We start from the raw sequence: 13,658 nt of genomic DNA on the forward strand, positions 1-13,658 counted from the left end.
GGTTTGAAAACAGGTGCGACTATACACTATACAGTGATTTACAGAGAGAAGGAAGGAGGGAAAGTACATTGCCCGAATCAGTCCCACTTGTTGACCGTGTCCTGTCGATCCTCGACTGGTGCTTGATCGTAGCGTACAGCCATTTCTTTGCTTCGTTGGCGGAGTTGTTGTTGGACGGCTGCGGGTCCTTGGTCTCGGCTCATCTGTGTTCCAACCGAGTGGCGGATGCTGTACCAGGTGATATCCCGGTTTTTGGTGGGTATTCCGGCTTCTTCACACAGTTTTTTGAGTAGTCGGTTGAGTGATTCTGAGCCGTAGGGGTTACCGTACCGTGTCAGCCACAATGCGCCCGTTCCACGGTACTTGTCGTAGTTTTCGCGTTCGGACAGCCACTTCCGGAGGATGTTCGATGCCCGGTCGCTTAGTGCGACGTGCCAGTTCTCCGTGTTCTTGGTGGACTCCTCCTTCGGGATGCGGAACAGGTTGTTTTCGAGATCGAGCCAACTCACTTTGGCACGTCCGACTTCTTTCGGTCGGAAGCCGGCATCCATCGATGCGTAGACGATCGAGGGGTACTTCCAGCCGTTCGCCCGGTTCCAGTCCTCCTTCGTCACTTCCTGTTTCGGTTTCTCGAACCGCTGCGCGAGGTACGCTTTCCACCGGCTGCGTTCCCGGGGTTCAACGCTGTTATAATGCGGGATCGAACCGTACTCCAGGACGGCTTGTTTGAGCCGGCGGCGCTCATCCCCAGTAAGGAAGTCCCGCACCTGATGAGTGTTTGAACCCCCGTTCGTGAACTTGATATCCGGCTCCCAGTCGATACTCCTGGCTTTCTCGTGGTTCAAGTACTTGAACAGGGTTTTGACCGCTTTCTGGACCGCCGCCTTGTGCGTGTTCGAATGTTCCTCATACACCAACTCCTTCGTGAACTTGTCCGCGTGCTCGACTGTGGCGTGGAGTGTGTATCCTTCCCGGTCCCAGATCCACCGGTAGAACTGATCGATCTTGTAGCAGCGTTGACGTGCGGTATCGTACGCGTAGCCCTCGGCCTTCTCAGGGTCCTTCCCCAGATGCCGGAGCCACTTGATTAGGTTGACGCGGTGCTCACGGTAGTCCTCCAACTGCCGCTGATTCAGGTACTGCTCCGACGCTTCAGGAACGACAACGATATCTTCGACTTGGTCACGACTCTGCATTGTAAGCTTTCACCTCCCAGAACGCGGACCTCGCGGCCCCGCTGTCTCTAGTTCTAGTAAGCCTGAAACTTTTTATAACTCGGGGACGGCTTCGGGGTGCGATACGCCAACCCGCATTGTAAGCTTGGATTCGGGTCATGTACGTTTTGCTGAGGACCCGGAAAACCTGCGAGAGAAGGGCTGTATTATGCGCCGGCCGGGAATTGAACCCGGGCTATGAGCTTGGGAAGCTCATGTCCTACCACTAGACCACCGGCGCTCGTTCGCTTACTCGCGCCGAGGCTCGCAAATCCTCCGGATTTGCTCACCACCGGCGCGCTTCATGCGTCGGTCCTGCCCTCGCACTGCTCGGTCAGGATCCAACTCACTCCGTTCTTTCCGGTCAGCGTACTTCAACGTAGCGCTTCGGCTCACCGAACCGGACACTCGTCATTCGTCCAGTTTTCGCGGATAACGAGTGACTATTAGGCCGTTCGCCCCGTACCACAGTCTGATGCTCGATCTCCGCTTTTCGGAGTCGGAACTGCAGGTGCGCCGGGAGAACATCACGTCGTTCATCGAGGACACCGTCGACGCCGCGGGGGCAGACGGAGCGGTGCTGGGGCTCTCCGGCGGCGTAGACAGCGCGCTGACCGCGTATCTAGCCGTCGAGGCGCTCGGAACCGACAGCGTGTACGGGTTGGTGCTGCCCGCGACGGTCAGCAGCGAGGACAACATGAGCGACGCCGAGCGAGTCGCCGAGAACCTGGGGATTTCCCACGACGTGATCGAGATCGACCCGATAGTCGAGGACCTGTTGGACGCCTACCCGGCGGCGGAGGACGATACGACGGCCGTCGGGAACAGCCGAGCGCGCGTCCGTGGCGTCCTGAACTACCTCGTCGCCAACCACGAGAACCGTGTGGTGCTCGGCACCGGCAACAAGAGCGAGTCACTGACGGGCTATTTTACGAAGTACGGCGACGGCGCGGTGGACTGCCACCCCATCGGTAACCTGTACAAACAGCAAGTGCGCCAGTTGGCGAGCGACGTCGGCGTCTCCGAACGGGTCGTCACGAAACCGTCGACGGCCGAACTGTGGGAGGACCAGACCGACGAGGACGAGATGGGCGTCGACTACGACACGCTCGACGCCGTGTTGGCGCTGCACGTCGAAGGGACGCTGTCAGTCGCGGCCACACAGCGCACGCTCGACATCGACCGCGACACTATCGACAGAGTCCGAGAACTGTACGAGCAGAGCAAGCACAAGCGATCGATGCCGCCCGCGCCGGCGGAACCGTCGCCGTAGCGACTACCGACGTTCTGTCACGGACAGGGATCACTCCGTCGTGACGATCACGCGGACGTGGTCGCCTTCCTGCAGGACGTAATCGCGCGGGTTGACCGATTCGCCGTTGACCTCGAAGGTGATGCTGGTGCCCTCGTCGTCGTCGTTATACGTCGTCCCCTCGAACGTCACCGAGTTTTTAGTCACCTGGATACCGAGCGTCGAGAGGCCGTACTCCAGAGTGACTCGCTGGCCGTGGACGTGCCACCGTTCGCCGCTCCCGGCCTCGTAGTGGAAGAAGTTCCGGTCCTGCATCTGGAACCTGTCCTTACTGAAATCGAGGGTTCGACCGTCGATGGTCACGTTCATCGTGCCGTGTTCGTGAACGCTACCCGATGAGTGGGGCTCAGTTTTGACGTCCTCGGCCGCGCTCCCTCCGCCTGCGAGCAGGACGTACGCGAGCGCACCGGCGATCAGGATGCCGACGAGGGTCACGCCGTACACGGCGACAGTGGGGATCCCATCTGAATCCTCGCTCTCCGTCAGTCCCTTGACCCGGCGCTGTTCGATCCGACTCAACTCCCCTGCGTGCTCGTCGCGGAGGTGACGGAGGTACTCCTCCTCGCCGTCGAATGAGGCCCCACAGTGGTCGCACTCGGTCATAGGTATGAATGGGAACTACCGCGTACCTAACCCTTGCGACTGTCCCGTTCAGCGACAAGTTCGCCGAACGCGGTCGCCTCCCGTTTCTCTCTGGTTTCCCGGTCCGACCTGTCGCGGAGACGCTCCGTGAGGACTGACAGCGCCGCCCGGTCGTTCGCGGCTATCTCCGCCGCCACGTCCCGCGGGTCCGCGACGACGCGAGAGACCAGCCCGATCCGCCTGGCTTCGGCGGCGTCGACGACCCGTCCGGAGAGCGCGAGGTCTCTCGCCTGACTCTCACCGACGACCGCCGGAAGCCGCACCGTCCCGCCCCAGGCACCGAACAGGCCGAACGTGACGCCCGGTTCGCCGAACGTCGCGTCCGTCGTCGCCACCCGGACGTCACAGGCCAGTGCCAGTTCGACACCACCTCCCCGCGCCGCGCCGTCGACGCCCGCAACGACCGCGCTGTCCGCCTCGGCGATGGCGGTGGCGGTTCGCTGACCCCGGCGGGCGAACTCCTTCGCCGTCTCTCGGTCGAGGTCGTCGACCACGTTCAAGTCCGCACCGGCACAGAACGCGTCGCCAGCGCCCCTGAGAAACACCACCGGCGTCTCGGCCTCGGTAACTGCGTCTCGAAGGGCGTCCAACCCGTCGGGGGTGAGGGCGTTCTTGCGCTCAGGTCGGTCGAGCGTCACCGTCCGGATCCGCCCGTCGTCGCTCGATTCGATCACGTCCCGATGTCGGGTTCCGTTTCCAAAGGTCTTTGCCCCTCCCACCGCTAGTTCGCGATAATGGAAGAGGCCGCCACGTGCCGGCGCGCCGCCCGCGAAGCGGTTCGGGACATCGAGCCCGACCGACTCCACGACGTCATCGACGACTACGTCGGAGAGGCCTCGATGACGCCGGGTGCACTCGCACTGCTTTCCGCGCGGGCCGCCGACGAGAACATCGATTTCGCCAGCATCTCGAATCGCGCTGCTGGCGTCCAACTGATCTACGACGGGCTTCGTCTCACCCGCACGCTCGCCCGCACGGAACCGTGGGCCGAGAGCGACGACCACACCGAACCGAACCTCGACGTTCTCGCCGCGGACGTCCTCGTCTCCCGCGGGTTCTACCTGCTGGCCCGGACCGACGCCGCCGACAAAGCCGTCGCCACCGTTCAGGCGTTCGGCCGGGACCAGACGCGGCGACGCGCGCCCGACGCCGACGCGCCGGCGCTCGACGGCTCCCTCGAACGCAACGTTCTCGAACTGGCGGTCATCGCGGGTACGTCCGCCGTCGGCGTCACACCCTCCGCCGCCACGCTCGACACCGCAGCCGCGCTCGCCGACGGCCGCGGCTCTTCGTTCTCCTCAGCGGAGGCCGTGCTCCCGGACTCGCCCGGCGCTCTCGGCATCGAAGCCACCGCAACCGACGGTAGCGGCACCGATAGCGTCCCGAAATCGGCGTCCGACCGATGACCGAACGGAATCGAAACGCCTAAAGACAGCAACCGCCAATCACCAGACGCGCCTGGGTAGCTTAGCGGTAAAGCGCGTCCTTGGTAAGGACGAGAGCCCGGATTCAAATTCCGGCCTAGGCTTACGCCTGCGGCGCAGACTGTAATTCGCAGATAGCGCCCCTCTCATTTAGTATTTCCCCGATTAGCAACGAGAATTCCACCCGTCTCGCGGAGGGTTTTGTCGCTGGATCGATGTCGTCAAGGACACCCGCGCCCGCGGTCACCGTACGTCGTGCTTCGGTTTTGAAGAATTACGGTTCCAAACAGGGCATCATCGAGAACGGGCCACCCGGTTAGAACATCAATCCTCTCTGGCACTCGCGTACAAATGTTACTCTACCAGAAATTTCTCATCAAATCCGCTATCGAGCCAAATGTCAAACTTGGGATAAAACTAATATACGAATAGATTGAGTCTACTCTTGTGAGGAAGTTCTCCGACGAGTTCCCTTCTGAGCGGCGCGACAGAAACCCCTGTCCCCCTAAAAATAGCGCCCAATCGGATACCTGCTTGTCTGGAGAACTAAAGAGTAAATCATGAGTGTCAAAGCAACGAAAAGTGGTAACTCTGTCTCGGAACCGCTCCCCTTTGTCGAGTGGTCTGACTACAACGAGTACTGCTGGCGATACGAAGGTGAATTCATTGAGCAGTCAGTACCTGACATTTGGAACATAATTAATAACGAGAATCCCGATTGTGAGAGATTATTGAATTTCTTTTTATCAGAACACAGCAGTCCTTCTCATGAAAAGAGGCACCCCGTGAAAGTGAAAACATTCAAAACAGTAGAGCGAGGATAGAAATTAGTTTAATGACAGAAATTGGCATACTCAGGTTTGCATTTGGGTTACTCGGTATTGCAGCCTTTATTTATACCCCACTATCGATCCAATTCAACCACTTACTACCGAGGGCAAAAGCTGTGCTGTCAGATAAACGAGCCAAGAAGCACGCCAGGGCCTCGTATCTCGCGGTTCTCGGAAGTTTCCTTTGTATTATCCTATTCATGATTCTCTTCTTTGCTCTTACTGCCTTTGAACCACTACCTAAGTTCTCGCCAACCCTTGATATCCAGGGGAGGCATGCTGTTGGGGTCGGGAGCTTATTGCTGTTATGTGCTGTCGGTTTTCCTACCACAGCCGCAGCAGTAACTTCATGGGGTTTGTTTAGTGAGCTATAATTCGTTGCTCTGAGGGCCTAAAGGACAGTAAACTCACCTCAGTCCTTTCATGCAAAGGACAGCGATAGGACTTAATCTGACAGATACTGTTCTGCTTTGTCTTGGTGATCTTTTATATCTTCTTTAGAATACTGTAGAGAATTCGAGTTTGATTTACACCATTGATAATACTCTTGGAGATTCTGTAGCAGTAAATCACTGATGTCATCATCGAAATGGCGGAACCATTCATACCAGACACGCTCAATAGGCTCGTCTCCATCTGGAGCAAAAGCCCGCGCAGATTGGTCAACGAATGCCGACGAGAGCCCGGATTCAAATTCCGGCCTAGGCTCTTCTTGCGGTCGCTGGTCTTGGAGTTTCAACAGCGGAGTAATTCGCGCGGTTCGAGCGTGAACCGTCTCCCCTCGGAAAGAGAATCGGAAACGCTAACGGCTCCTTTTCGCCCATAACGCCCCGTTCACGAGTACTTGGCCGGGAGTACGGACAGATCCTCTTTTTGCTTTCCCGATTCCGTCATCGGGGACGCGCTGTCGTCCGGGCGGCTACTGCTTGGGTGCGCTGTCGGGCCAGTTCGTTGACCGACTCGCTACGCGATGACGTACCCCTTCTCCACCAGCGTCACGTTGACGATGACCCCGGTCAGGAGCACGACGGCGGCGATGTAGAGACTCGTGAGGATGATTATGATCCCGCTTAGAACGCCGTAGATAGCGTACTTACCGGCGTTTGCGGCGTAGAAGAGGATGCCCGTGTGGATCGTCGTCCACCCCAACGCGGCCGTCAGCGCGCCGGGAAGCGCCGACGACGGCGTCGGGAGAACGGTGGACGGCACGTAATACAGCGGGATGAACGCGACCGTCAGCACGATAAACAGCATGACGAGACCGGCGTACGACCCCGCCGGCGGGAGGGTAAAGAGCGTGCTCGTGAAAAGCACCGCGAGTATCGCCAGCCCGAGCGACCCGAGGACGGCGACCGAGTTGCGGAACTGCTGTCGCAACGGCTGCTCCTCGACGCCTTCGATGCGTTCGACGACTGTTTGGAAGTCCATGGCGACGTTCGCCCCGCTCCAGCCGATCACGGCGATAGCGAGCACCGATGCGCCGGTCTGTCCCGACGCGGTCGTCGTCGCCTGAGAGATCAACCGGCGGGCTTCCAGCGTGAGAAACTGCGGCGCTGCCCGTTCGATCTCCGCGGCGAACTGCTCGCCGACGACCGCAAACGCCAGCAGGAGGACCGGGACGAACGAGACGAAGGCGTAGTACGCGAGCGCCGCCGCCGGATATCTCACGTCGTGTTCGTAGCTTGACCTGACTACGGTGATCACGACGTCGAGTACCCTGGCCAGTCGCGCCATAGGGGATATACGGCTATCAGCACCAAAACGCTCGATATCTGTCGCCCGAGTATCAGTTACCCGGGCGTCCGTGTGTGACGACTGCCGATCGGGTGGGCCGGGCGACGGCGGCCGACGATCCGTCGGCCGGGCGGTGATCGTGGAACGCCGCGTTTCCCGGTGGCTTTTTTTCTCGGCGACCGTACACTCGGGGGATGCGACCGTCTCGTCCGTCACTGTTACTCGTCCTCCTTCTCGTTGCCCTCGCCGGTTGTGCCGCTCCCACGGGGTTCGGTCCTGCCGACACCGACGATCCCACAACTCATTCGAACGAATCACGGACCGACGTTCAGGGGTGGGAGAACGGCCACTGGTACAACGCCTCGTTGTCAGTCGACTCCGACGACGGACTGAACAACAGCGAACTGGACGCCGTGGTGGCCCGGTCAATGGCTCGCGTCGAACGTATCCGCGGGGTCGAGTTCCGGGAAGACGTCGACGTAACCGTCGTCAGGCGGGACGAGTATCGAAACGAGACGCCTGGTGAGACCGCCGCGGGCGGGGACCGCGTGTACGAGAACGTGCACCACCGCGCGTTGTTTCTGGTCGGCGACGACGCGGACTCCGCATCCGTCGCACAGCAAAACAGCGAGTCGTCCGTCCTGGGTTATTACAGCATTCCCGAGGACCGTATCGTGATCGTCTCGGACTCCGAACAGCCCAGTATCGACGAGATCACGCTCTCGCAGGAACTGTATCACGCCTACCAGTTCCGGTACGGAAACGGCGTGGAGATCCGAGCGCCGCCCTCGGCGTCGGACGACCGCGTGACAGCGTTGCTCTCGCTGATCGAGGGTGATGCGAACCTCGTCGACGGCGAGTACGAGGCCCGTTGCGAGGCCGAGTGGGACTGCTTTCGGCCGCGGGCAACCGGCGGGACCGGCGGCGACGCCGACGTCGCCGCCCCCGACATCCACATGGGGCTGTACATCCTGTCGTACTTCCCGTACGCCGAAGGACAGTCCTACGTCGAATCGGTGCGGAGCCGAGAGGGATGGGAGGGGGTCTCCGACCAGTACGACGACCCGCCCGTCAGCACCGAGCAGATCATCCACGGACCGGACGTTGCGGGGCCGCTCCCGCTTGACAGCCGGGACCATAGCACTGACGACTGGGAGCGGGTCCGCCGGAGCGACGGGTCCGGAACGGTGACCGTCGGCGAGGCCGGTCTGGCGACGATGTTCGCGTACACGCTGTACGACGACCGGGAGGGGTCCGTGATAGACAGCGAGGCGTTCGTCCGCGAGCGCGGCGGGGGCGCGGCGCTCGACTACGACCTCAACTACTCGAACGGCTGGGGCAACGACCGGCTGTACGCCTACGAGAACGGAGACGACGCCGGCTACGTCTGGCAGATCCGCTGGGACGACGCGGACAACGCGAGCACCTTCGTCGACGGGTACGAGCGACTGCTGTCGTACCACGGCGCGGAGCGACGCGCGGGCCACTGGGTCCTCGACGACGGACCGTTCGCCGACGCGTACTACGTCGAGCGGAACGGCGATACGGTCACTATCGCGAGCGCGCCGTCGGCGGACGGTCTGGTGACACTGCATCCGCCGGCGACCGGTGCCATCCCGACGGACGTGCGCGGAGACGGCGCGGCGGGGAAGCGGAAGCCCGCGGCGCCGCTTCCCTCCGCTTGAGACGCCGGTGGGAGGCGAAGTTCCGGTCGGAGATGTACCGGTTCGAAGCCGGACTGTAAAACGAAGGAAAAATCCGTCCGCGAGTGCGGCGGAGAGCCGTTGCGATTCAGCGGGAAGTCGGTCTATCGGAACACCGGTTATCGGCCGCCGTCCCGACGCTCGGTATCGCTGTCGGCGTCGTTCTCGGAACTACCGTCAGCGTCCTCGTCGGCGTCGCTCTCGGCATCGTCGTCGGTGTTCTCGGTATCGCCGTCGGTGTTCTCGGCATCGTCGTCGGCGTTTTCAGCCTCACTGTCGTTCTCCTCGCCCGGCGTCAGGTCGCTGACCGCGTCGCCGAGGGAGTCGATCGTCCCGTCGAAGAACCCGTGTATCGCCTGGTGGATGTCACTCACGTGGTCAGGAACTTGGTCCGGGAGCTCCACTGGGGGGCCGCGCTCGCCGTCGGCGTCGGACGCCGTTCCGTTCCCCGCGTTCGCGGGCGGACCCTGTGCGGAGTCGCTCTCGTTCGCGGGCTGTACGTCGACGGAGGCACTGCCGGACGCGGCCGCCGCGACCCCAGTGGTCAGCAGCAGTACCGCGAGTCCGAGTGCCGCGATCTTGGTTAGGCGCATTGCACTCGGTTCTGGCAGGTACACCCACTTCAACCGTCGAGAGCGTCACACCGGATTCACCCGATTTCCCCGGTAGTTAGCGACGGTTCAGCCGAGTTTACTCGGGTCAAAATACAGTAGCGTTTGAAAGCTATCACATATCTGGAATCCTAGGCGAGTGCGATCAGGTGTGTAAACAGTTGCACACGCTACCACACTGACGCACATCCGTCAGTGTCTGCTCGCCCGTTCGTCCGGTCCCGGGACTATGAAGTGGCGTCCGCTCTCATGAGACACCGATGCGCCGCGTCCTCCTGTCGTGTCTGTTCGTTCTGTTGCTCGCCGGCTGTCTGGGCGGAGTCGTCGGAGACGACCCGCGGACGACCGAACGTCACGACGTGACGGTCGTTGAGGTGGTCGACGGTGACACTGTCGAGGTCGAGTATCCGAACGGCACGCGCGAGACAGTGCGGTTACTCGGCGTCGACACGCCGGAAGTCCACGCAGAGAACGACCCGTCGGAGTTCGAGGGCGTCCCGGACACCGAGGCAGGACGGGACTGCTTGCGAGACTGGGGTCACCGGTCCAGCGAGTTCGCCCGAACCGAACTGGCGGGCGAGAAAGTAACGCTCGTCGTCGACCCCGAGTCCGACCGCCGCGGCGGGTACGGCCGACTGCTCGCGTACGTCGAGTACGACGGCGGCCGCTTCAACCGGCAACTCGTCGACCGGGGGTACGCGCGCCTCTACGACACCGAGTTCGCGGACCGCGACCAGTACGCCGACGCGGAGCGACGGGCCCGGGCGAACGGGACGGGCCTCTGGTCGTGTGCCGACGGTTCGTAGTCACTATTTTCACCCCCGGTTTCGTATGACTCCTTATGAAGTTCGTCATCGTCGGGTACGGCCGGGTCGGTATCCGGACCGCTCGTATCCTCCGGGAGGAGGGCCACGACGTGATAGTCGTCGAAAACGACCCGGAAAAGGCCGAACGCGCAATAACTGACGGGTTCGAAACGGTCGAAGGCGACGGGTCCGAGGAGGAGGTTCTCGAACAGGCCGGGCTCGACACCGCGGACGCCATCGGTGGACTGACCGGCGACCTGAACGTCAACTTCGCGGCCTGCATGGTGGGCAAGCATTACGGCTGTCGGACCGTCCTGCGCATCGACGAGGACTACCGCGAAGAGATATACAAGAAGTACGCGGACGACGTTGACGAGATAATCTACCCCGAGCGGCTCGGTGCGGCCGGCGCGAAAACCGCGCTGCTGGGCGGGGACTTCAACGTCGTGTCTGACCTCACCGAACAACTCCAGTTGACTGTGTTTACCATTCGCGACGGGTCACCGCTCATCGGCGAGCGGATCAGCAGCGTCGACCTGCCCTCGACCGCTCGCATCTACGCGCACGGTCGCGCACACGAATCGCTGACGATCCCGCTTCCCGGGACGCGGATCGAGGCGGACGACCGGATCGCCGTCATCGTTCAGTCCGAGGCCGTCGAAGAGGTTCGAACGTCCGTCCTACCGTCGTAAGTCCGTCTCGCGACGGGTAACGGGCGCAAAAGGTGCGGGTGGGAGATAGCGGTGTGCCGGGCGCGCTGTCGGGAGGATGGGAACTGAGGCCTTGCGGCGCGCCCGGCGGTATCTCGTGACCGTGCGGGCATAAACACCCGTCAGACGGACGCATGACTCCGTGTTCCGAGTCTCTGCTCCGTTCTACCCGTGTCGCGTACACCCTGTTCGTCGCCGTCCTCGACGCCGTTCGGACGGCACCGGCGTGTCACTGCCGACACCGTTCGACGACGACCTGCACGGAATGACGAGGAAATCTGTGGCGGTGAGGGGAAATCAGTAATAGTTACCCGAACGTATTCGCGCCACCGATTCTGATTTCTCCGAACGGTAATGAGCCTTCACGCAGTACGGTGGTTAAATGGCCACGGCGGTGCAGTCGCTCCGCGCCCGACTGTCGTTCTCCGCGGGAGAGCTGACCGGCGCGTTAGGGGATTCGGTTACGGTGCTACCGATAGTCGTCGCACTAGGGGCGACGACGGCGGTGTCGCTCCCGCACGTCCTGTTTCTGTTCGGCGTCTTTCAGGTGGTCTGGGGCGTGGCCTACGGCTTACCGCTGTCCGTCGAACCGATGAAGGCGCTCGCGGGGCTGGCGATAGCGGGCGCGCTCACCGCCGGTGAACTCGCCGCGGCGGGGTTGCTCGCCGGCGTTGTCCTCCTCGCAATGGGCGCACTCGGCGCGCTCGACCGGGTCGAGTCGGTCGTCGGCCGACCGGTCGTTCGGGGCGTCCAGTTCGCGGTGGCCCTGTTGCTGCTGGAAACCGGCATCTCGCTCGGCGAGGCGAACGTCGCGCTCGCCGCTCTCGGGGTGGGAGTCGCCGCCGCGGCGGTGCTCGCGCGCCGCGGACAGGCGAGCGCGCTGGTCGTGCTGGCGGTGGGGGCGGGCCTCGCCGTCGCCGAAACCGGGGTCCCGTCGCCGGCGGTTCCCGCGCTCACGGCGTTTCCCAGCGGCGCGCCGACGCTCTCGGTCGCGGTCGTCGAGGGGGCGGTCGCGCAACTTGCGATGACCGTCGGCAACGCCGCCGTCGCGACGGCCGTTCTCTGTGCTGACCTGTTCGACCGCGACGTGTCCCCCGACGACCTCTCGACGAGCATGGGCGCGATGACGCTGGCCGCGGTCCCGCTCGGCGGCCTCCCGATGTGTCACGGAAGCGGCGGCCTCGCTGGCAAGTACGCGTTCGGCGCGCGAACCGGCGGCGCGAACCTGATTCTCGGCGTGCTGTACGCCGCGGTGGCGCTGGTGGCCGGTGGCGGTCTCGTAATGGCCTTTCCGACCGCACTGCTCGGCGTCTTGCTCGCCGTCGTCGCCGTCCAACTCGGCCGGGCAGCGGCCGACACCGACGACGCGCTCCTGACGGCCGCCGTCGGCGTCGCGGGCCTCCTCGTCAACGTCGGCGTCGCGTTCGTCGCCGGCGCGCTCGCCTACCGCTACCTGCGGTAGCGTCGACCGGTTTTTTGCTCGTCGGTCCCTGCTGTCTCGTATGAGTCACACCTGGGCCGACCTGTTCGACCGCGCCGACCGGACGGACGCCGACGTCGAAGCTATCCGTGACACGCTCGGTGAGCGCCGCGATGACTGACCCCGACCCGACCCACGTCGTCGCGGACGCGGACGTACTCGTCGCGGATCTCCTGGTCGGCGGTCCCGCCCGCGAGGCGCTGGACCACGTCCGCCGGCACTCGTGGGTCGATCTCGTCGCCAGCGACGCCCTGCTCGCCGACGCCGAAGCCGCGATAGCGGCGCTCGCCGACGACGGTCTGGCGAGCGACTGGCGTGAACGGATCGAGGACGAGCGCGTCGCCGTCGACCACCCGCCGGACGACCACCCCGGCCTCGCCAGCGCCTACCAGTCCGGAGCGGCGCACATGCTCTCGTTCGACGAGACGCTTCGCTCCGCGAAGACGGGCCTCTCTATCCAGCCGTATCAGGGACTGTCCGTTCGCACGCCCGACGCCTTCGCCACCGTGTTCGACGCCGAGAGCCTCTACGACGCCACACAGGAGGGCGAGTACCCGGGACCGGACCGCGACCCGCGAGCCTAGGTCGGCGTCACTGACTGCTCGTCGACGAGAGTTACGCTGCCGTCCTCTACCCGCAGGTTGACGAGTGTCTTGACCTCGTGGTCGCCGTCGGCCAGCGCGTTCTCGCCGCCGACTTTCTTCATCACGACCACCGTGTCGACGAGGTCAGCGCCGATATCGTCGAGCGCCTCGATGATCGCCTTGAGCGTGCCGCCAGTCGAGAGCATATCGTCGAGCAACAGCACGCGGTCGCCCTCGTCGACGTCGTTGATGTACATCTCGCTCTCGCTGTACCCCGTCTCCTGAAACAGCGCCACTTCGCCGTCCAGGCCGTACTGGCGCTTGCGAATGACGACGAGTGGGATGTCTGTCATCAGCGACACCGCCGTGCTGATGTGGATCCCCATCGCTGCGGGGGTGACGATCTTGTCTACGTCTTCCAGGTCCGCCTTCTGGATGATCTCGTTGACGACTTCCCGGAGCAGTCCGGGTTCGAGCATCGGAACGCAGTTGCTGATAGGATGAACGAGGTACTCGTAGCCGCCCTCCTTCTCGATGATCGGGGCGTCGTGGAGGGATTCTCGGAGTTTTTCCATGCCGAGTGTACTCGACAGCGGAAAAAAAGGTAC

The 13,658-nt window shown here is 62.8% G+C and carries 13 protein-coding genes and 2 tRNA genes; 8 read left to right on the plus strand and 7 right to left on the minus strand.

The genetic code is table 11. From position 1 onward, the window contains the following. Positions 1–77: 77 nt before the first annotated feature. Both EYW42_RS15180 and EYW42_RS15185 read right to left on the minus strand, forming a co-directional pair. Positions 78–1,196 (minus strand): tyrosine-type recombinase/integrase, encoded by a 1,119-nt coding sequence (locus EYW42_RS15180; RefSeq protein ID WP_135536149.1) that lies wholly within the window; start codon positions 1,194–1,196, stop codon positions 78–80. A 188-nt stretch (positions 1,197–1,384) separates the two neighbouring features. Next, positions 1,385–1,455 (minus strand) — tRNA-Gly (locus EYW42_RS15185). A 234-nt stretch (positions 1,456–1,689) separates the two neighbouring features. Here EYW42_RS15185 and EYW42_RS15190 point away from each other — a divergent pair. Then, on the plus strand, positions 1,690–2,487 hold the full coding sequence (locus EYW42_RS15190; protein ID WP_135536150.1) for an NAD+ synthase: 798 nt from the start codon (positions 1,690–1,692) through the stop codon (positions 2,485–2,487). Positions 2,488–2,517: 30 nt separating this feature from the next. On the opposite strand, the gene EYW42_RS15195 is transcribed toward EYW42_RS15190, so the two are convergent. After that, entirely contained in the window at positions 2,518–3,129 is a 612-nt protein-coding gene (locus tag EYW42_RS15195) for a hypothetical protein (protein WP_135536151.1), read from the minus strand. Between the two features lie 26 nt (positions 3,130–3,155). Then, positions 3,156–3,842, minus strand: a complete 687-nt coding sequence (locus EYW42_RS15200; protein WP_135536152.1) for an enoyl-CoA hydratase/isomerase family protein — start codon at positions 3,840–3,842, stop codon at positions 3,156–3,158. Between the two features lie 60 nt (positions 3,843–3,902). On the opposite strand from EYW42_RS15200, the gene EYW42_RS15205 reads away from it, so the two are divergent. Continuing rightward, complete coding sequence (locus tag EYW42_RS15205; protein ID WP_135536153.1) at positions 3,903–4,574, plus strand: DUF7114 family protein; 672 nt, start codon at positions 3,903–3,905, stop codon at positions 4,572–4,574. Between the two features lie 50 nt (positions 4,575–4,624). Beyond that, a tRNA-Thr gene (locus EYW42_RS15210) sits at positions 4,625–4,696 on the plus strand. Positions 4,697–6,385: 1,689 nt separating this feature from the next. Here the strand turns inward: EYW42_RS15210 and EYW42_RS15215 are convergent. Next, positions 6,386–7,156 carry a YihY/virulence factor BrkB family protein gene (locus tag EYW42_RS15215; protein WP_135536154.1) on the minus strand — a complete coding sequence of 257 codons (771 nt, stop codon included), beginning with the start codon at positions 7,154–7,156 and terminating at the stop codon, positions 6,386–6,388. Positions 7,157–7,350: 194 nt separating this feature from the next. Here EYW42_RS15215 and EYW42_RS15220 point away from each other — a divergent pair, with 194 nt between their 5' ends. Beyond that, positions 7,351–8,841 carry an Hvo_1808 family surface protein gene (locus EYW42_RS15220; RefSeq protein ID WP_135536155.1) on the plus strand — a complete coding sequence of 497 codons (1,491 nt, stop codon included), beginning with the start codon at positions 7,351–7,353 and terminating at the stop codon, positions 8,839–8,841. A gap of 137 nt (positions 8,842–8,978) precedes the next feature. On the opposite strand, the gene EYW42_RS19540 is transcribed toward EYW42_RS15220, so the two are convergent. Next, the gene (locus tag EYW42_RS19540) at positions 8,979–9,452 is read right to left on the minus strand and encodes a hypothetical protein (RefSeq protein ID WP_161972965.1); all 474 of its coding nucleotides are present in this window, start codon (positions 9,450–9,452) and stop codon (positions 8,979–8,981) included. A 278-nt stretch (positions 9,453–9,730) separates the two neighbouring features. Between EYW42_RS19540 and EYW42_RS15230 the strand changes: the two genes are divergently transcribed. The 4 genes from EYW42_RS15230 (at position 9,731) to EYW42_RS15245 (ending at position 13,050) form a co-directional block, all read left to right on the plus strand. Then, a complete protein-coding gene (locus EYW42_RS15230; protein WP_135536157.1) occupies positions 9,731–10,276 on the plus strand; it encodes a thermonuclease family protein in 546 nt (181 codons plus the stop codon). Positions 10,277–10,311: 35 nt separating this feature from the next. After that, a complete protein-coding gene (locus tag EYW42_RS15235; RefSeq protein ID WP_135536158.1) occupies positions 10,312–10,968 on the plus strand; it encodes a potassium channel family protein in 657 nt (218 codons plus the stop codon). A 400-nt stretch (positions 10,969–11,368) separates the two neighbouring features. Next, a complete protein-coding gene (locus EYW42_RS15240) occupies positions 11,369–12,448 on the plus strand; it encodes a putative sulfate/molybdate transporter (protein ID WP_135536159.1) in 1,080 nt (359 codons plus the stop codon). 131 nt (positions 12,449–12,579) lie between these two features. After that, positions 12,580–13,050, plus strand: coding sequence for a DUF7384 family protein (locus EYW42_RS15245; protein ID WP_135536160.1), 471 nt, complete (start codon positions 12,580–12,582; stop codon positions 13,048–13,050). On the opposite strand, the gene hpt is transcribed toward EYW42_RS15245, so the two are convergent. Then, a complete protein-coding gene (gene hpt / locus EYW42_RS15250; protein WP_135536161.1) occupies positions 13,047–13,625 on the minus strand; it encodes a hypoxanthine/guanine phosphoribosyltransferase in 579 nt (192 codons plus the stop codon). The genes EYW42_RS15245 and hpt overlap by 4 nt on opposite strands. Positions 13,626–13,658 lie beyond the last annotated feature (33 nt).

Origin of the sequence: Halostella pelagica (assembly GCF_004762015.1) — an archaeon.
Lineage (GTDB): Archaea > Halobacteriota > Halobacteria > Halobacteriales > Natronoarchaeaceae > Halostella > Halostella pelagica.